This is a genomic window from Enterococcus columbae DSM 7374 = ATCC 51263, from assembly GCF_000406925.1.
Taxonomy (GTDB): Bacteria; Bacillota; Bacilli; order Lactobacillales; family Enterococcaceae; genus Enterococcus_E; species Enterococcus_E columbae.
In genome coordinates this window covers 22,893-40,969 of sequence record NZ_KE136347.1, presented here as the reverse complement: position 1 = coordinate 40,969, position 18,077 = coordinate 22,893, and the positions used below count along the sequence as shown (strand labels likewise).

The 18,077-nt window shown below is 35.8% G+C and carries 16 protein-coding genes and 1 pseudogene; 6 read left to right on the top strand and 11 right to left on the bottom strand.

The genetic code is table 11. From position 1 onward, the window contains the following. Positions 1 to 293 precede the first annotated feature (293 nt). From nrdH to nrdF, 3 genes are all read left to right on the top strand, one after another. A complete protein-coding gene (nrdH, locus tag RK02_RS00190) occupies positions 294 to 515 on the top strand; it encodes a glutaredoxin-like protein NrdH (RefSeq protein ID WP_016182210.1) in 222 nt (73 codons plus the stop codon). Between the two features lie 116 nt (positions 516 to 631). Continuing rightward, positions 632 to 2,791 (top strand): class 1b ribonucleoside-diphosphate reductase subunit alpha, encoded by a 2,160-nt coding sequence (gene nrdE / locus RK02_RS00185; protein ID WP_016182209.1) that lies wholly within the window; start codon positions 632 to 634, stop codon positions 2,789 to 2,791. Between the two features lie 135 nt (positions 2,792 to 2,926). Beyond that, positions 2,927 to 3,895 (top strand): class 1b ribonucleoside-diphosphate reductase subunit beta, encoded by a 969-nt coding sequence (gene nrdF, locus RK02_RS00180; RefSeq protein WP_016182208.1) that lies wholly within the window; start codon positions 2,927 to 2,929, stop codon positions 3,893 to 3,895. A gap of 79 nt (positions 3,896 to 3,974) precedes the next feature. Here nrdF and RK02_RS00175 read toward each other — a convergent pair whose 3' ends face one another. Next, positions 3,975 to 4,286, bottom strand: coding sequence for an antibiotic biosynthesis monooxygenase (locus RK02_RS00175; RefSeq protein ID WP_016182207.1), 312 nt, complete (start codon positions 4,284 to 4,286; stop codon positions 3,975 to 3,977). 21 nt (positions 4,287 to 4,307) lie between these two features. Continuing rightward, complete coding sequence (locus RK02_RS00170) at positions 4,308 to 5,300, bottom strand: hypothetical protein (RefSeq protein ID WP_016182206.1); 993 nt, start codon at positions 5,298 to 5,300, stop codon at positions 4,308 to 4,310. Between the two features lie 211 nt (positions 5,301 to 5,511). On the opposite strand from RK02_RS00170, the gene RK02_RS00165 reads away from it, so the two are divergent. Beyond that, positions 5,512 to 5,760 carry a type B 50S ribosomal protein L31 gene (locus RK02_RS00165; protein WP_016182205.1) on the top strand — a complete coding sequence of 83 codons (249 nt, stop codon included), beginning with the start codon at positions 5,512 to 5,514 and terminating at the stop codon, positions 5,758 to 5,760. A 137-nt stretch (positions 5,761 to 5,897) separates the two neighbouring features. On the opposite strand, the gene rho is transcribed toward RK02_RS00165, so the two are convergent. From rho to RK02_RS00120, 9 genes and pseudogenes are all read right to left on the bottom strand, one after another. Continuing rightward, positions 5,898 to 7,214 (bottom strand): transcription termination factor Rho, encoded by a 1,317-nt coding sequence (gene rho, locus RK02_RS00160; RefSeq protein WP_016182204.1) that lies wholly within the window; start codon positions 7,212 to 7,214, stop codon positions 5,898 to 5,900. 2 nt (positions 7,215 to 7,216) lie between these two features. Then, positions 7,217 to 8,476 carry a UDP-N-acetylglucosamine 1-carboxyvinyltransferase gene (murA, locus tag RK02_RS00155; RefSeq protein ID WP_016182203.1) on the bottom strand — a complete coding sequence of 420 codons (1,260 nt, stop codon included), beginning with the start codon at positions 8,474 to 8,476 and terminating at the stop codon, positions 7,217 to 7,219. Positions 8,477 to 8,767: 291 nt separating this feature from the next. Next, positions 8,768 to 9,637 (bottom strand): class II fructose-bisphosphate aldolase, encoded by an 870-nt coding sequence (locus RK02_RS00150; protein WP_016182202.1) that lies wholly within the window; start codon positions 9,635 to 9,637, stop codon positions 8,768 to 8,770. 225 nt (positions 9,638 to 9,862) lie between these two features. Beyond that, on the bottom strand, positions 9,863 to 11,464 hold the full coding sequence (gene pyrG, locus RK02_RS00145) for a CTP synthase (RefSeq protein WP_016182201.1): 1,602 nt from the start codon (positions 11,462 to 11,464) through the stop codon (positions 9,863 to 9,865). 291 nt (positions 11,465 to 11,755) lie between these two features. Beyond that, positions 11,756 to 13,096 carry a type I glutamate--ammonia ligase gene (gene glnA / locus RK02_RS00140; RefSeq protein ID WP_016182200.1) on the bottom strand — a complete coding sequence of 447 codons (1,341 nt, stop codon included), beginning with the start codon at positions 13,094 to 13,096 and terminating at the stop codon, positions 11,756 to 11,758. 46 nt (positions 13,097 to 13,142) lie between these two features. Next, complete coding sequence (locus RK02_RS00135) at positions 13,143 to 13,523, bottom strand: MerR family transcriptional regulator (protein WP_016182199.1); 381 nt, start codon at positions 13,521 to 13,523, stop codon at positions 13,143 to 13,145. Between the two features lie 300 nt (positions 13,524 to 13,823). Further along, positions 13,824 to 15,071 (bottom strand): GTPase HflX, encoded by a 1,248-nt coding sequence (hflX, locus tag RK02_RS00130; protein WP_016182198.1) that lies wholly within the window; start codon positions 15,069 to 15,071, stop codon positions 13,824 to 13,826. 50 nt (positions 15,072 to 15,121) lie between these two features. Next, the gene (gene miaA, locus RK02_RS00125; RefSeq protein ID WP_016182197.1) at positions 15,122 to 16,045 is read right to left on the bottom strand and encodes a tRNA (adenosine(37)-N6)-dimethylallyltransferase MiaA; all 924 of its coding nucleotides are present in this window, start codon (positions 16,043 to 16,045) and stop codon (positions 15,122 to 15,124) included. A gap of 11 nt (positions 16,046 to 16,056) precedes the next feature. Beyond that, a pseudogene (locus RK02_RS00120) lies at positions 16,057 to 16,590 on the bottom strand (hypothetical protein). Positions 16,591 to 16,899: 309 nt separating this feature from the next. On the opposite strand from RK02_RS00120, the gene clpP reads away from it, so the two are divergent. Both clpP and RK02_RS00110 read left to right on the top strand, forming a co-directional pair. Further along, positions 16,900 to 17,493: an ATP-dependent Clp endopeptidase proteolytic subunit ClpP gene (gene clpP / locus RK02_RS00115; RefSeq protein WP_016182195.1), complete on the top strand. Its 594-nt coding sequence runs from the start codon at positions 16,900 to 16,902 to the stop codon at positions 17,491 to 17,493. Positions 17,494 to 17,864: 371 nt separating this feature from the next. Further along, a complete protein-coding gene (locus RK02_RS00110) occupies positions 17,865 to 18,077 on the top strand; it encodes a DNA-directed RNA polymerase subunit epsilon (protein WP_016182194.1) in 213 nt (70 codons plus the stop codon).

Below are 18,077 nucleotides of genomic sequence, written 5' to 3'. Positions count from 1 at the left end.
ACTCCTTTTCGTGAAATTGAGAATCATTATCAATAGAATACCTATTTATCTCAAAAATGTCAATCACATTTGTAAATAAATGTCCTTTTTTTCACAAGAATAATCAGCTAGTCTTGCTACCTTTTTTACGCTTTCAAAAATTAATTTGTACATCATTCACAAGAGATTGTCAGTCAATACTACTTATAGTGTCTGAACTAAAAATCAAGCACTACATATTGTGTTTTTCTATTGACTTTTTATTCAAGATATTTATACTAGTGATATAGATATTTTGTACGGAGGGTATGAAGATGAGTATCAAACTATTTTCTAAAAATAATTGTATGCAATGTAAAATGGCTAAAAGATTCTTAACTGAACATCAAATAAACTTTGAAGAAATCAATATTGATATGCAACCAGAAGCGATTGATTGGTTGAAGGAAAACGGCTTCCAATCTGTCCCAGTGGTAACCTCTGAGTTGGCAACAATTGTCGGATTCCGTCCTGATCAATTGAGACAATTAGCATAGACAAATCAAAAAAAATAGCGTATAGTAATAAGAGTAGTGAAAAGATTTGTTAGTTAAAAAATAACTACAAATCTTTTTTAATGTTTAAATAAAAAAACAAAAAAGGTTGTGAGTTGATGAGTTTGAAAGCATTAAAAGATGTAACTTACTTCAAATTGAATAATGAGATTAATCGTCCTGTCAACGGACAAATTCCATTAAACAAAGATAAAGAAGCCTTAGCCGCATTTTTTGAAGAAAATGTAAAACCTAACACCAAGGTCTTCTCTTCGCCAAATGAAAAAATTCAATACTTGATTGAACATGATTACATAGAAAGTGAATTCATCAATAAATATCAACCTCGTTTTATTGACGAATTATTTACCTACTTAAAAGAGCAAAATTTTCAATTTAAATCTTTTATGGCGGCTTATAAATTCTATTCACAGTATGCCTTAAAGACTAATGATGGGACTACTTATTTGGAAAGCTATGAAGATCGTGTGGCCTTCAATGCGCTTTATTTTGCTAACGGTGATGAAGCTTTAGCTTTAGCTTTAGCTGATGAAATGATTCATCAGCGTTATCAGCCAGCAACTCCTTCCTTTTTGAATGCCGGACGTAAACGTCGCGGCGAATTAGTAAGCTGCTTTTTAATTCAAATCACTGATGACATGAATTCGATTGGCCGTGGAATCAACTCCGCTCTTCAATTATCTCGTATCGGTGGTGGCGTAGGCATTACCTTATCTAATTTACGTGAAGCAGGCGCGCCAATTAAAGGTTACGAAAATGCCGCCAGCGGAGTTATGCCCGTAATGAAGTTATTTGAAGATAGTTTTAGCTACTCCAATCAGCTTGGACAACGTCAAGGAGCTGGGGTTGTTTATCTAAATGTCTTCCATCCTGATATCATTCAATTTTTATCAGCCAAAAAAGAAAATGCTGATGAAAAAATTCGTGTAAAAACCTTATCACTTGGTGTTTTAGTTCCAGATAAATTTTATGAACTCACTCGAAAAAATGAGGATATGTATCTCTTTAGCCCTTATAGTATTGAACGCGAATATGGTGTGCCATTTTCTTATATCGATATTACTAAAGAATACGATAAATTGGTTGCTAACCCTAATATTCGTAAGACTAAGATTAAAGCGCGTGATTTAGAAAATGAAATCTCTAAATTACAACAAGAATCTGGTTATCCTTATATCGTTAATTTAGATACGGCTAATCGTGCCAATCCAATTGACGGTAAAATTATCATGAGTAATTTATGTTCTGAGATTTTACAGGTTCAACAACCTTCTATTTTAAACGGTAAACAAGAATATGAAGTATTGGGAACTGATATTAGTTGTAATTTAGGTTCTACCAATATCGTGAACTTGATGGAAAGTCCAGACTTTGGTCAATCTGTTCGTGTAATGACTAGAGCCTTAACCTATGTGACTGATGCTTCTGATATTGATGTAGTCCCTTCTATCCAAAACGGCAATGCCTTAAGCCATACCATTGGCTTAGGGGCAATGGGCTTGCATACTTATTTTGCAAAAAATCAAATGTTGTATGGTTCACCAGAATCAATTGAATTTACAGATATTTACTTTATGCTACTAAACTATTGGACGCTTTATGAAAGCAATCAAATTGCTAAAGAACGCAAACAGACCTTCTATCATTTTGAAAAATCAAAATATGCAGATGGTAGTTATTTTGACACTTATTTAACTGGTGAATATCAACCAAAATCGGATAAAGTAAAAGCATTATTTGAGGGGATTTTCATTCCAAGTGCTGCTGATTGGCAAGCATTAGCCGAAAATGTTCAAAAATATGGACTTTATCATCAAAACCGATTAGCCGTCGCACCAAACGGATCTATTTCTTATATTAATGATACAAGTGCTAGCTTGCATCCAATCACTCGTTTAATTGAAGAACGTCAAGAAAAGAAAATTGGTAAAATTTATTTTCCTGCACCACATTTATCTAACGAAACGATTGGTTATTATCAATCAGCTTATGATATGGATATGCGTAAAGTTATCGATGTCTATGCAACTGCTCAAAAACACATCGATCAAGGGATGAGCCTAACCTTATTCATGCGTTCAGAAATTCCAGCTGGCTTATATGAATGGAAAACAACAACCAAACAGACGACTCGTGACTTAAATATTTTACGTCACTATGCCTTTCATAAAGGAATTAAGTCCATCTATTACGTTCGTACCTTTACTGACGATGCGGAAGAAATCGGTAGCAATCAGTGTGAAAGCTGTGTTATCTAAATACAATCATTCATGACTTATTGGTAGATTTTTTCAATTGAAGAAATCTACCAATTATTTTAAGCTAGTTTACTTCCTATACTAGCCATTTTTGCTTATAATAAAACAAGAACAATGGATAAAAGGAGAGTTATTATGGCTGAAACCTACTATGCGGCAATAAACTGGAATGAAATTGAAGATATTATCGATAAATCTACTTGGGAAAAGCTAACTGAACAATTTTGGTTAGATACTCGAATTCCACTTTCTAATGATTTAGATGATTGGCGTGGTCTTTCTGAATTAGAAAAACAAACAGTCGGCCATGTTTTCGGTGGCTTAACCTTGCTAGATACGGTGCAATCAGAAAGTGGCATGGAGCAATTGCGCAAGGACGTACGCACGCCGCATGAAGAAGCTGTTTTAAATAATATTCAATTTATGGAATCCGTTCATGCTAAAAGCTACTCTTCTATTTTTAGTACATTAAATACTAAGGCTGAAATTGAAGAAATCTTTGAATGGACCAATACCAATCCTTATTTACAAAAAAAAGCCGAAAGAATTAATGAAATTTATAAAAACGGAAGTGCACTTGAGAAAAAAGTAGCGAGTGTCTTTTTAGAAACTTTCCTATTCTATTCTGGTTTTTACACTCCACTTTATTATCTAGGTAATAATAAATTAGCCAATGTTGCTGAAATTATTAAATTAATTATTCGTGACGAATCTGTCCACGGCACTTATATTGGTTATAAGTTTCAATTAGGCTTTAATGAATTAACCGAAGAGGAACAACAAAAATTACGCGATTGGATGTATGATTTATTATACGAATTATACGAAAATGAAGAGCGTTATACGGAAGAATTATATGATGCCCTTGGTTGGACCGAAGAAGTCAAAACCTTCTTACGATATAATGCGAATAAAGCCCTAATGAATCTAGGACAAGATCCCCTTTTCCCAGATACCGCAAATGACGTCAATCCGATTGTGATGAATGGGATCTCAACTGGCACAAGCAATCACGATTTCTTTTCACAAGTGGGAAATGGTTATTTACTAGGTACGGTTGAAGCAATGCAAGATGAGGATTATTTCATCGGGATGGACGAATAATTCATCTAGATTGAATGACTAAAATAGCCATATGTTGCAATTGTCAACATACGGCTATTTTCTTTTTTATCTTTTTATACTAAACAGTGGTAAAACGTGCAACCGTATTCCCCAATACTGGACTATTGGCACTTTTAGCCTCACCCTTTTTAGGATGCAGGTCAGCAAAGGATTGACTTTTCGTCCAATTTTTCTGATCCTCCTCTGTTTGCCAGCGACTTAACACGACTAACTCACTCGTCGAATCATCTACTGCTCTTTGCATTAATTCAAAGCCAATGAACCCCGGTACATCTTTCATTTTCTCATTCGTATGACTAGATTGAAATTGGGCAATCATTTTAGGTAAAAATGCCGACTTCACTTGAATGGTATTCGTTACAATAAACATATGTATCACCTCAAAAATTATTTATTTTATGCTAACCACAGTTAAATAAGTACCATATAACGGATGTGTCCACTTTACTTGATAACGTGGTAAATCACCAAGAGACTCGTTAGCTACTAACCAAGTTTGTTCATCTAACCATTTGCCAGGTAAAGGCTGCCAGCTATCTTCAACAAACCAAATTCCTTTATCTTTTGATGGATAAATCACTTCAGCTAGTGCTTTTGGTAAACGGAATAATATGCCTTCTTCCTCGATTGCTGCTGTAATCGGCTGTCCTAAATTCGCTTTTAATTCGGTTACTAGACAAACATCCGCAAAACCATCTGCCCAAATTTCGATCTTCAATTGGTCACCTGCTTGCCATTGATTCAACAGCTGATAGCGTAAATTTTCTTCTGTTTTTAAAAAACCGAGCTCTAAGTGATTCTCCGGTACATGATAAAGATAATCTGGCCAAAGCAAAGGAATGGCTTGATTATTTATCCGAGCTATCACACTATAAATATGTCGACCATATAATTGATCAAAAGCTTCATAGCTATTGACCTGATTACTTACAAAGCCTATTTCCGCAGCATAGCTATAATGCATGAATTGATAGTAATCGGCCAATATTTTTAACGGAAAAGGGACTGGTTTAGGGCGTTTTTTACCAAGGTACTCTCTTTTTCCATAACTACCATCAGCTAACAGACGCTTATACTTACACGCATCCACCTCATCAGCACGAACGCTTTTTATATCCTGCCACTCTTGAACGAGAGGATACAAAGGATGATTTACTTGATCCTTAATGACTAAATAATCAGCCAAATCCATATACACCGGCACCTGTTTTATACAATAATGATTATTTAATTGCTTTTGAAGACGTGGATTTCTGGTGGACTGGCGTTTTAAAATTGGTTCAAATATAGTAGCTAATTTTAAATCCGCTAATACTTCAGCTGAACAATCACTTTGATAAAAAGTCTCAAAAGTCATGTCTACCTTGCCAATTACATACTCCACGCAATCACCTTCTCTTTCATTTTTTTAAATTATAGCACATTTAATTGAGAATGATAATCATTTTATTTATAGATTGATAAAAAATTATTCATCATAGAATATTTATCTATTTTATTGACACTCAAATTTCCATATGATAGAATCAATTTGTTGTATTCAACATATATTAACTCTGGTGCAGCAAATGGACCAGGGCAAAGGAGAGAAAAACATGAAAGCAAATATTCATCCAGATTATCATCCAGTAGTATTTATGGATTCTACAACAGGATTCAAATTTTTATCAGGTTCAACTAAAACTTCTAACGAAACAGTTGAATGGGAAGATGGCAATACTTATCCACTGATCCGTGTCGAAGTAACTTCTGACTCACACCCATTCTACACAGGTCGTCAAAAATTCACTCAAGCCGACGGACGTGTGGACCGTTTCAACAAAAAATACGGTTTTTCAAACTAATTTTATCATTAGTTATTGGCTTACTAAAAGGCATCTCGTTTATCGAGATGCTTTTTTTATTATAAATTCTTTTTAATAAAAAAAGACATCTAGACAGAGAACCCTCTCGACTAAATGTCTGATTAATATTGGACTGATTAGGTGGTTCGTTTATTTAAACGACGTGGGACTCGCGGCGTTTTTTCTTCTCCACCAAAGGAAACCTCTTGAAACACCTGAATAAACTCTTCGTTCGTTTTCGTCTTACGTAGAATCTTGATAAATTGATCAGTATACTCTAAAGAATCTCCTGTCATATTGTTGCGTAAACGCCAGGTCTCTTCTAATTGCTCTTCAGTCATTAACAATTCTTCTTTACGCGTACTTGATTTCTTCATATCGATTGCTGGGAAGATACGTCTTTCAGCTAGCGAACGAGAAAGTTGTAACTCCATATTACCAGTACCCTTAAATTCTTCATAAATGACATCATCCATGCGACTACCCGTATCAACTAAAGCAGTAGCTAAAATGGTCAAGCTGCCACCTTCTTCAATATTACGAGCAGCACCAAAGAACTTCTTAGGCTTAAAGAGCGCAGCCGGATCAATCCCTCCACTAAGCGTTCTACCACTAGGCGGTACCACTAAATTATAGGCTCTAGCCAGACGAGTAATACTATCCATCAAGATAACCACATCACGTTTATCTTCGACTAAACGCATGGCTCGTTCTAAGACTAATTCAGCTACTCGTGTATGGTTACTTGGTTGTAAATCAAAGGTAGAAGAGACAACATCCCCTTTAACACTACGCTCTAAATCTGTTACTTCCTCTGGTCGTTCATCAATTAACAAAACGATTAGCTCAACTTCTGGGTGATTTGCAGTAATACCGTTAGCAATTTCCTTTAAAATGGTTGTTTTCCCTGCTTTAGGTGGCGCTACAATCAAACCACGTTGCCCAAAACCGACCGGTGAAAATAAATCAATCATCCGTGTAGTTAAGACATTTGGTTGCGTAGACAATTTTAATGGTCGATTTGGATAAAGTGGCGTTAAGGCTGGAAAGTGTGGACGTTCCTTGGCTTCTTCAGGATCTTTACCATTGACACTTTCCACATGCATCAAACCATAATAGCGTTCATTTTCTTTTGGTGGGCGTGCTTTTCCTGCCACCTTATCACCATTTCTTAGTCCAAAACGTCTAATTTGTGATGAAGAAATATAGATATCCTCAGCGCTAGGTCCATAATTGATTGGGCGTAAAAAGCCAAATCCCTCCTGACTAACAATATCTAGAATTCCTTCCATATAAAAGAAGCCTTGTTTTTCTGCTTGTGCTCTGATTACAGCTAAAGAAAGTTCTTTTTTATTCATTTGGCTGTAATACGGAATTTTGAATTCTTTCGCGTAGGTATAAATTTCTTTTAGCGTTTTATTCTCTAATTCCGCCATTGTTAAATAATCGCTCATATTTACTCCTCTATCATATGAATGTCTGCACCTAGTGCGGTTAATTTTTCGATAATATGATCATACCCTCTTAAAATATTTTCTATTTTAGAGATTTTTGTTGTTCCTTCTGCCATTAGACCAGCTACCACTAAGCAGGCCCCCGCACGTAAATCAGATGCAGCCACATCCGTCCCAATCATTCGATCAGTTTTAGCTAAATACATATAATTGCCTTCTACTTTAGCATTCGCACCCATCCGAGCCAATTCTGGAATATGATTAATACGTTTAGGATAAATCGTATCCACAATCTCTGATACGCCCTCTGCTTTTAACAACAGCGGGGCGATTGGCTGTTGTAAATCAGTCGCAAAACCAGGATATGGAAAAGTCTTTAAACTAATTGCCTTTAATTTCTCAACAGGATGTACGTAGATACTATCTTCAGAAATATCTAAGCGTACCCCCATTTCTTCTAGCTTAGCAATAAAACTCTCTAGATGTTCATAAATCACATTTCTTACTGTCATCCCTTGACCGACAGCAGCTGCAATCGATAAGTAGGTGCCGGCTTCAATTCGATCTGGGATAATCATATGTCTGCAACCATGTAATTGTTCAACGCCTTCAATACGAATTTCATTGGTACCAGCACCGCGAATTTTGGCACCCATATTATTCAATAAAGTTGCGACATCAATAATTTCTGGCTCGCGCGCAGCATTTTCAATAATTGTTTTACCTTTAGCTTTAACAGCTGCTAGCATCACATTAATCGTTGCCCCGATTGAAACCATATCCATATAAATTCGATCGCCAACTAAGCCTTTTTCATCTGTTCGTAAATACATGGCACCACGTTCATTACTTACCGTAGCCCCTAGAGCTTCAAAGCCTTTGATATGTAAGTCAATTGGTCTTGGCCCTAAATTACAACCACCTGGTAATCCCACTACGCCTTCACCAAACTTACCTAATAAAGCGCCCATAAAGTAATAAGAAGCGCGCAAGCTATTAATTTTTCCACTTGGCATAGGAATAGAAACAATATTGGTTGGATCAATTTCTAATTGATTATTTTCAAATTTTACTTTCACACCCATAATTTCAAGGATTTCCATCAAAGAATGGACATCTTGAATATCAGGTACACCTTCTAAAATAACTGGAGAGTCGGCTAAAATAGCTGCTGGAATTAAAGCAACCGCACTATTTTTAGCTCCAGAAATTGTTACCTCTCCTTTTAATGGACGATTTCCATTAATGACAATCTTTTTCATATATATTCACCTTAAATATCTTTTTCATGATAATAGCATCATCCAAATCATTTTATCATACTATAATGGAAGAAAAAAGTAATTGAGAAAAGAGTTTTTTGTAAAACAACAGTTTTTAATGATTTAGAACAATATCGTAAACAAATTGAAAGATGGTTTTAGTAAAAATGTATCGTTGGAAAACAAATGAAATAATTGTACGAGTGGGATAATTAAAGGAAAACGTACGTTAATGAATATAAAGAAAAAAGACCTGCCGTAAACAGGTCTTTTTTTAAAAAACGGAATTTATTAAGCTTTGTTAGCTGAACCGAACCAGTCAATGTGTTCTTCAGCATCTTTAACGATAGCTGCTTTACCAGGAGCTAATAATTTACGAGGGTCAAAGCCTTTACCTTCTAAATCTTTACCAGCTTCGATGTATTCACGAGTAGCTTTAGCAAATGATAATTGGAATTCAGTGTTAACATTAACTTTTGAAACACCCATCTTGATTGCTTTTTCGATTTGTTCTTGAGGAATACCAGAACCACCGTGTAATACTAAAGGTACATCATGACCTACAGCATCAGCAATTGCTTGTAAGTGATCGAAAGCTAATCCTTGCCAGTTTTCTGGGTAAACACCGTGGATGTTACCAATACCACAAGCTAAGAAGTCGATACCAGTAGCAACGATTTGTTTACATTCTTCGATATCAGCTAATTCACCAGCACCGATAACGCCATCTTCTTCACCACCGATTGAACCAACTTCACATTCTACAGAAACGCCTTTAGCGTGAGCTTTAGCAACAACGTCTTTTGCTTTTTCTAAGTTTTCTTCAAATGGTAAGTGTGATCCATCGAACATTACTGAAGTGTAACCAGCTTCGATACATTCTAAAGCTGCTTCGTAAGTACCATGGTCTAAGTGTAATACTACAGGAACAGTGATGTTCATTGATTCGATTAAGTTTTCTACTAAGTTTTTAACAACTTTATAGCCACCCATGTATTTAGCAGCACCCATAGAAGTTTGGATTAAAACTGGTGCATTTTTAGCTTGAGCTGCTTCTAATAAAGCTTGAGTCCATTCTAAGTTATTTGTGTTGAACGCACCAACAGCGTATCCACCTTGACGAGCTGCCTTAAAAATTTCAGTACCTGATACTAATGGCATAATTAATTCCTCCTAAGTATTAGAAAAACTTTTATTTGTTAAGCCTTGCTTAACCAACGTATTCATTTTAGCAAAAAAAATCACAAATTTCTACAAAAAGAAGTGAATTCCTTAAACTTTTTTCAAAAAAATGCAGAAATCATCATTTTCTGTTGCGAAAAAATTTCAGAAAACCATTTAAACTTTCAAAAAAGGTCTTCCCATTTGGAAAGACCTTCACTACGCTTATTGATTTGCCAAAGCAGCTTCCACAAAGGCTTTGATTAAACGTTGTGGACGATTTGGACGAGAAATTAATTCTGGGTGGAATTGACAACCGACAAAGAATTTTTTCTCTGGTAATTCAACGATTTCGACTAAACGGTTGTCTGGCGATACCCCTGAAAAGACCAACCCATGCTCTTCAAACATTTCACGATATTTATTGTTAAATTCATAACGGTGACGATGACGTTCTTGAACAACTTCTTGATTGTCATAAGCTGCTGCTGTTTTCGTTCCTTTTTTCAACTTACATGGGTATAAACCAAGACGTAAAGTCCCACCTAAGTTTTCCACGTTTTCTTGGTCAGCCATTAAATCAATAATATTATTTTTAATATTTGGATGATTTTCAGCTGTATGGGCATCTTCTAAGCCGACTACGTTACGAGCAAATTCAACACATGCCATTTGCATCCCTAAACAAATCCCTAAGAATGGAATATCGTTTTCACGTGCATAGCGAATCGCTTCAATCTTACCTTCTACCCCGCGATCACCAAAACCACCTGGCACTAAGATACCATCAACATCGCTTAAATATTCAGCCACATTTTCACGTGTCAATTCATGCGATTTTACCCATTTTAAGTCAAGGTCTGCATCAAAAGCAAAACCAGAATGTTTCAACGCCTCTACAACCGAGATATAAGCATCTGGTAACTCAACATATTTACCAACTAAAGCAATTTTAACTTTCTTGCTTAAATTCAAGACGCGGTTTTCTAAAGCTTTCCACTCAGTCATATCGGCTGCTGGTGCCTCTAATTTCAAATGATCACAAACAATTTGATCCATTCCTTGTTTTTGTAGGTTTAACGGAATAGAATAAAGTGTTTCCACATCGCGCGATTCAATGACTGCTTCTGGTGCTACGTCACAGAATTGGGCTAATTTATTTTTAGTACCTTGTGAAATCGGTTGTTCCGTACGAACGACTAAAATATTTGGCTGAATCCCTAAACCTCGTAATTCTTTTACGCTGTGTTGGGTTGGCTTAGTTTTCATTTCGCCAGCAGCTTTTAGATAGGGAATAAGGGTTGTATGAATATACATCACATTATCTGAACCGACGTCTGCTTTCATTTGACGAAGTGCTTCTAAAAATGGGAGTGATTCAATATCTCCTACCGTTCCGCCAACTTCGGTAATAATCACATCGGCATCAGTAAGACTTGCTGCACGCATGATTTTTTCTTTAATTTCATTCGTAATATGTGGAATTACCTGTACCGTTGCCCCAAGATATTCCCCTTTACGTTCTTTGCGCAAAACTTCTGAATAGATCTTCCCGGTAGTTACATTAGAATATTTGTTCAAATTAATATCGATAAAACGCTCATAATGTCCAAGGTCCAAATCAGTTTCTGCACCATCGTCAGTTACAAATACCTCACCATGTTGATATGGACTCATCGTTCCAGGATCGACATTGATATATGGATCGAATTTTTGAATTGTTACTTTTAATCCACGGTTTTTAAGTAATCTTCCAAGTGATGCAGCGACGATTCCTTTACCAATTGAGGAAACAACGCCACCTGTTACAAAGATGTATTTTGTCATAAATGCATTTGCTCCTTTTCATTTTTTACAGGAAGATTCCAGAAATAAAAGAACGCTCCCTACCTAATCAAAAAGATTGGATAGGGAGCAATTATTTCTACACGAATCTGACTCTTAAATTTTAAGAGTGCCCAAGCAATATACTACAAGGTCAAGCTCAAGATGTCAACCACTTACAGAAAATTTTCTTTAGATAAAGTTAGCATTTTTGCCCCCTTTTTGCCCCCCTAAATGTCTAAAATCAAAAAATAAACCGCTGGAAGTCTTGCGCTCCAACGGTTTATCGTTATCTTAGTATAATTCTAAGTATTGTTCTCTTTCCCATTCAGAAACAGTTTGTCTAAATGAAGCCCATTCCATACGTTTAGCTTCGACAAAGTTAGAGAAGATATGTTGACCTAATGCATCAATCATCACTTGGTCAGTACGTAATTCTTTGATTGCATTGTGTAAGGTTGAAGGTAGATCTTTAATCAATGCTTCCGCACGTTCTTCTTCATTCATGATGTAGATGTTGCGATCCACAGCTGGTGGTGGTGTTAAACCACGGTTGATACCATCTAAACCAGCTTCAAGCAATACAGCCATTGCTAAATATGGATTAGCAGCAGGGTCAACTGAACGTAATTCTAAACGAGTTGATAAACCACGTGATTCAGGCACACGAATTAATGGTGAACGGTTACGACCTGACCAAGCAACATATACTGGCGCTTCATAACCTGGTACTAAACGTTTGTATGAGTTCACAGTTGGGTTACATACCGCAGTAAATGCACGAGCATGCTCCATTAAACCACCTAAGAAATGATAAGCAGTTTCACTTAATTGTAATGGACCAGCAGGATCAAAGAACACATTGTCATCACCTTTAAATAAAGACATATTACAATGCATACCTGAACCATTGATACCAAATAATGGTTTTGGCATGAATGTCGCATGTAAACCATGTTTTCTAGCAATTGTTTTAACGACTAATTTGAATGTTTGAATGTTATCACACGCTTCGATTACATTTGCATATTTAAAGTCAATTTCATGTTGACCAGGGGCAACTTCGTGGTGAGAAGCTTCCACTTCAAAACCAAGACTTTCTAATTCTAATACGATGTCACGACGGCAATTTTCACCAAGGTCAGTTGGTGCAAAATCGAAATAGCCACCTTTATCATTTAAATCAGAAGTGATTTCGCCTTTTTCATTTAGTTTAAATAGGAAGAATTCTGGTTCTGGACCTAAGTTAAATGAAGTGAAGCCCATTTCTTCCATATGTTTTAAAGCACGTTTTAAATTACCACGAGGATCTCCTGCAAAAGGTGTACCATCTGGATTGTAAATATCACAAATTAAACGAGCAACTTTGCCATGTTCACTCTCCCAAGGGAAAATCATCCATGTTGATAAATCTGGATATAGATACATATCACTTTCTTCAATGCGCACAAAGCCTTCAATTGAAGAACCATCAAACATCATTTTATTTTCCAAAACTTTGTTTAACTGACTAACTGGTACCTCAACATTTTTAATCGTACCCATAATGTCAGTAAACATCAATCGTAAGAAACGTACATTTTCTTCTTTAGCAATTCGTTTGATATCTTCTACAGTATAGTTCTCTTTTGCCATAATATCCCGCCTTTATTTTTCTACTCATTTTTTATTTCCACAGCAATCACATCATGCGACCTTTTTGCTGATATGGATTGGGTTGATTTAATCCGCTTTGCGACATGATTTCGTCATAAAAAATTCTTCTAACATCCTTATCTGTCAGCGGCTGCTTTTCTTTTTTGGCTTGCTTTTGAACCTGACGCATTTCATAGACACGCTTGATGCCAGCCATATTTAGTCCTTCAGATAAATAATCTTTAATCTCTAACAAGACATCAATATCATTTAACGAATACATTCGACGATTGCCCTCACTACGTTCAGGCTTAATCAAGTCTTGCTCTTCATAATAGCGAATCTGTCTAGCAGTTAAATCGGTTAGCTTCATGACCGTTCCAATTGGAAAAACTGACATTGATCTTCGCAATTCTTTTTCGCTCATGGCTATCCCTCGCTTTTGTTAGTATTTTCTGAAAACTTGTTTATAATATACCAAGTTCGTATTCTTCTGTCAAGCGCTTATGTAAGAAAACCTAACATAGATTAGATATTTTTTTGTAAACTGCTAAAAAAGCCAGTGATATCAAGGTTTATTCACCAAATATTTTTCCGAGAATTTAGCATTAAATAAACTCATCACGAACATTAAACGTCTATACCAATTTTATTATTCATAAAAAAATCAATCAAACCTTTAGCCATTCGCTTAAAAGTTTGATTGATAGTCTACTACTTATTTGATTTAGTCTAAGTCTTCTTCATCAATTTGTATACGCACCAGTTGATGATAAGCTGGCGCAAAACCTGAAATAAGATAAACTTGTTTTAATTCATCAAATTCCATACTGGTCACTAAGGTTTGCCGTTTGATTTCATATAGTTGTTTGGCATCAGTAGCGTTTATTGTTGTTACATAAGGTTCAAATTGTTCCATTAATTGCTGTTTAATTGCTCGAATCAAATCTTCCTTCCCTTTGTTACTTTTGGCTGAAATACAAACATTAGGAAAGAGCGTTGGCACAAATGGTTCCTCACCAATTAAGTCTGATTTATTGTAGACGGTCAAAATAGGAATATCCACTATTGCTAGTTGTTGCATCAATTGCGCAACAGTTTGCTCATGTTGCAAACGATCTTGTGCGTGTGCATCAACAACATGTAATAACATATCTACTTCTTTACTCTCTTCTAAGGTGGATTCAAAGGCATCGACTAACTGAGTGGGTAGATCTTGAATAAAACCGACTGTATCTGTAACTGTTACTTCAAAGCCTTCTGGCATGCGCCATTTTTTTGTTAAAGGATCAAGTGTTGCGAATAATTGATCCTGTTCATAGGTTTGCGCACTGGTGAGGATATTTAAAATAGTTGATTTACCAGCATTTGTGTAGCCAATCAAGCCCAATTGAAATATATTCTTATCTTGTCTTTGCTTTCGGGCACGTAAACGATGGGCTGCTACTTCTTTTAACTCACGCTTAATTTGGGTAATTTTATTTCTAATGTGACGGCGATCCGTTTCTAACTTGGTTTCACCCGGACCACGTGTTCCAATCCCCCCACCCAGTCTAGATAGTTGATTTCCTTGACCAGCTAGTCGTGGCAATAAATATTCTAATTGCGCTAATTCAACCTGAAGCTTACCTTCTTTAGAGCGTGCACGTAATGCGAAAATATCTAAAATCAATTGCACGCGATCTAATACCTTGACTTCTAAGATTTCAGCTAACACTTGACCTTGACGCGGCGATAGTTCATGGTTGAAAATAACTAAATTGGCTTCATGCGCAATCACTAGCTGTTTTAATTCTTCTAATTTTCCTTTACCTAAAATGGTTTGACGATCAATTTGTGGTCGTTTTTGCTTTAAGATAAAAACGATTTCCCCCTCTGCCGTTTTGGTCAGTCCACGTAATTCGTCCATCGATGATTCAAAATAGCGAAAATTACTTTCCGTTTCCACACCAACTAAGATTACTTTTTCGTTCATGCTTTTTTAAACAATCAATTAAAGAGCTAATTGATTGTCTCCTTTCTTCATTATTGGTTAAGCCATTGATCAATTGCGACAAATAGTTCTTGTTTTTGCTTTGGCTCCTGTAACAAATTGTACCAATGCATCGCCATTCGATTTCTAAACCAGGTTAATTGCCGTTTCGCATAGCGTCTTGAATTTTGCTGAATGGTTGCAATCGCCTCATCTAAGCTACTTTCACCTTTATAATAGGGCAATAATTCTTTATAGCCAATCCCTTTGGCAGCTTGACTGGTTGGCTGTTGTAAAATAAATTTAGCTTCTTCAACTAACCCCTGTTCAATCATTAATAAAACTCGCTGATTTATGCGTTCATATAATACCTCACGCGCACAAGTTAAAGCGATGGAAAAATCATCATAACGTTTTTGCGGTTTGGTTGCGGGATCAAAAATACTGCGATTAGTTAGTTGCCAAACCTCTAAGGCGCGAATCACCTTTCGTTCATTATTGAAATGAATTTTTTCAGCAGCTAATGAATCGGTTTGTGCTAATAATTGCCACAGTGCTTCTTTCCCATGTTTTTGACTATACTGCTGATATTCCTGTCGAATTTTAGCCGAAAGCTCTGCTGATTCATCAGCCTGTCCAAGTTGGAAATCTTCCAAAAGTGCCTGCAAATATAACCCTGTTCCCCCTACAATAATAGGTAAATGCCCACGATGAATAATATTATCGATACATTCACTAGCTAATTGCTTAAAATCTGCAACCGAAAAGCCTTCATCTACCGAACGAATATCTAATAGATGATGAGGTACCCCTTGTTTTTCCTCAGAGGTAATTTTAGCCGTACCAATATCCAGCCCACGATAAACCTGCATCGAATCCCCATTAATCACTTCACCGTTATATTTTTGAGCTAGTTCAATACTCAAGGCAGTTTTGCCGACCGCTGTTGGTCCAGCAACGACGATTACTTTTTTCATAACTCTTTCCTTTACAATGCTTTTGAGAAATAAGCTAACGGACGATCCGTTAATTGACGCATCTGAATCTTACGCTCATAGATTAGTTCAGTAATTTCATCAGAAAATTCCTCTAAAACCATCCGCCCACCCTTATAGGCATAGGCGCCAAATTACACAGTCTCCTCTGGTGAAAGCACCACTTTACGCGTCGCAATTTTTTTGAAAAATTCTTCTAATAAATGATTGGGTAGATAAAAACTATTTTGAGCAGCGAAAGATTGCAAGTAAACATAATCGTCTATTGTAATATAACAATCATCAAAAGCATCAAAGCTAATATATTTATCCATCATCACGATCCGTTTTTCTAATAATTCGCGAATTTTCTTGTTTAATAAAACCAATAATTCGATTTCTCTAACTTTATGCTCTAAAAGTCGTGTTTGTGTTCGTTTACGCTCATCATAACGAATGCGTAATCCATTAGTAATAATGACGATTAGCGCACCTAATATTACCCCTAAAAAACCTGAAATCAATTCTGTTAATGCCAATATTTTCATTATATCCTAGGAAAACTCCTAACTTAAACCCCTTTCTTGCATTCAATAATTAGTATCAATTATCATTATAGCATAGTGCGTATTTTTTTGGTTGAGAATTTCATCGAAGAAAAAATGTCTTTTTGGTCAAATCTTCATTTACCTTTTGACTTTCTTTTAAACTGGTTTTGTTCAATTTTTCATCAAAAATACAAGCAATCCGTTTGACCTTTTTTGACCTTAAGCGTATACTTAAACATAGCAATTTAATTAGATATTTGCTAAAATATCTTTGTAATTTATCTGTTTATTTTAAAAGGAGGAACTGAAATGAATTTAATTCCTACAGTTATCGAACAATCATCTCGTGGTGAACGTGCTTATGACATCTATTCACGTCTATTAAAGGATCGAATTATTATGTTAAGTGGTCCTGTAACTGATGATTTAGCAAATTCTATTATCTCTCAATTATTATTTTTAGATGCCCAAGATTCTGAAAAGGATATCTACTTATACATCAATTCACCTGGTGGTAGTGTGACTGCTGGTTTAGCAATCTATGACACGATGAATTTTGTCAAAGCTGATGTCCAAACAATTGTCATGGGGATGGCCGCTTCAATGGGTAGTTTCTTATTAACGGCTGGAGCGAAAGGAAAACGTTTTGCCCTACCTAATGCTGAAATCATGATTCATCAACCTTTAGGTGGTGCACAAGGTCAAGCCACTGAAATCGAAATTGCTGCTCGTCATATTTTAAAAACACGTGAACGATTAAATAAAATTTTATCTGAACGTACTGGTCAACCAATTGAAGTCATTGAAAAAGATACAGATCGCGACAACTTTATGTCAGCTGAAGAAGCTAAAGCTTATGGCTTAATCGATGAAATTATGGTAAGCAGTAAAAACTTAAAATAATTATTATCAAATTCTATAGACGGATAGTTCAAATTAATCGTCAGCAGCTATTGACAATTAATGGAGCTATTCGTTTTTTTATTTTATCTTTCTTTAATTATGTTCGAGTGCTAGCTATTTAGATGGCTCGATTTATCCGCTGTATTCTGTATTTATTTGTACTTGTTTTCTATACTTATTCCTATTTATATGTTAAAATGACTATTAGTGTAATGCGTCCAATTTAAGTTTTATGGTAAGAGGTAAATCGGAAAGTAAATACGAGACTTTCTCTTTTTTTCTAGCCCCGTTGCTAAAAAAAGAACCTATTTATTTCTTGCGGACAAAATAAATACCTGCCCTTTGGCAAAAAGATAAAGGAGAATTTTTTTATGATTTACAAAGTTTTTTATCAAGCAACAAAAGAGCGTAATCCAAAACGTGAACAAACCAAATCACTTTACATCGAAGCAGATAGCGAAGTAACTGCGCGTCAATTAATCGAAGACAATACCCCATATAATATTGAATATATCCAATTACTTGAAGGCAATCATCTAGCCTATGAGCAAGAAAATGCCGACTTTAAGTTAGCGGAGTTTTAA

Bases quoted from the DNA above. Each gene is read 5' to 3' on its own strand.
- nrdH (WP_016182210.1), top strand. From the start codon at position 294: ATGAGTATCAAACTATTTTCTAAAAATAATTGTATGCAATGTAAAATG.
- nrdE (WP_016182209.1), top strand. From the start codon at position 632: ATGAGTTTGAAAGCATTAAAAGATGTAACTTACTTCAAATTGAATAAT.
- nrdF (WP_016182208.1), top strand. From the start codon at position 2,927: ATGGCTGAAACCTACTATGCGGCAATAAACTGGAATGAAATTGAAGAT.
- RK02_RS00175 (WP_016182207.1), bottom strand. From the start codon at position 4,286: ATGTTTATTGTAACGAATACCATTCAAGTGAAGTCGGCATTTTTACCT.
- RK02_RS00165 (WP_016182205.1), top strand. From the start codon at position 5,512: ATGAAAGCAAATATTCATCCAGATTATCATCCAGTAGTATTTATGGAT.
- rho (WP_016182204.1), bottom strand. From the start codon at position 7,214: ATGAGCGATTATTTAACAATGGCGGAATTAGAGAATAAAACGCTAAAA.
- murA (WP_016182203.1), bottom strand. From the start codon at position 8,476: ATGAAAAAGATTGTCATTAATGGAAATCGTCCATTAAAAGGAGAGGTA.
- RK02_RS00150 (WP_016182202.1), bottom strand. From the start codon at position 9,637: ATGCCATTAGTATCAGGTACTGAAATTTTTAAGGCAGCTCGTCAAGGT.
- pyrG (WP_016182201.1), bottom strand. From the start codon at position 11,464: ATGACAAAATACATCTTTGTAACAGGTGGCGTTGTTTCCTCAATTGGT.
- glnA (WP_016182200.1), bottom strand. From the start codon at position 13,096: ATGGCAAAAGAGAACTATACTGTAGAAGATATCAAACGAATTGCTAAA.
- RK02_RS00135 (WP_016182199.1), bottom strand. From the start codon at position 13,523: ATGAGCGAAAAAGAATTGCGAAGATCAATGTCAGTTTTTCCAATTGGA.
- hflX (WP_016182198.1), bottom strand. From the start codon at position 15,071: ATGAACGAAAAAGTAATCTTAGTTGGTGTGGAAACGGAAAGTAATTTT.
- miaA (WP_016182197.1), bottom strand. From the start codon at position 16,045: ATGAAAAAAGTAATCGTCGTTGCTGGACCAACAGCGGTCGGCAAAACT.
- clpP (WP_016182195.1), top strand. From the start codon at position 16,900: ATGAATTTAATTCCTACAGTTATCGAACAATCATCTCGTGGTGAACGT.
- RK02_RS00110 (WP_016182194.1), top strand. From the start codon at position 17,865: ATGATTTACAAAGTTTTTTATCAAGCAACAAAAGAGCGTAATCCAAAA.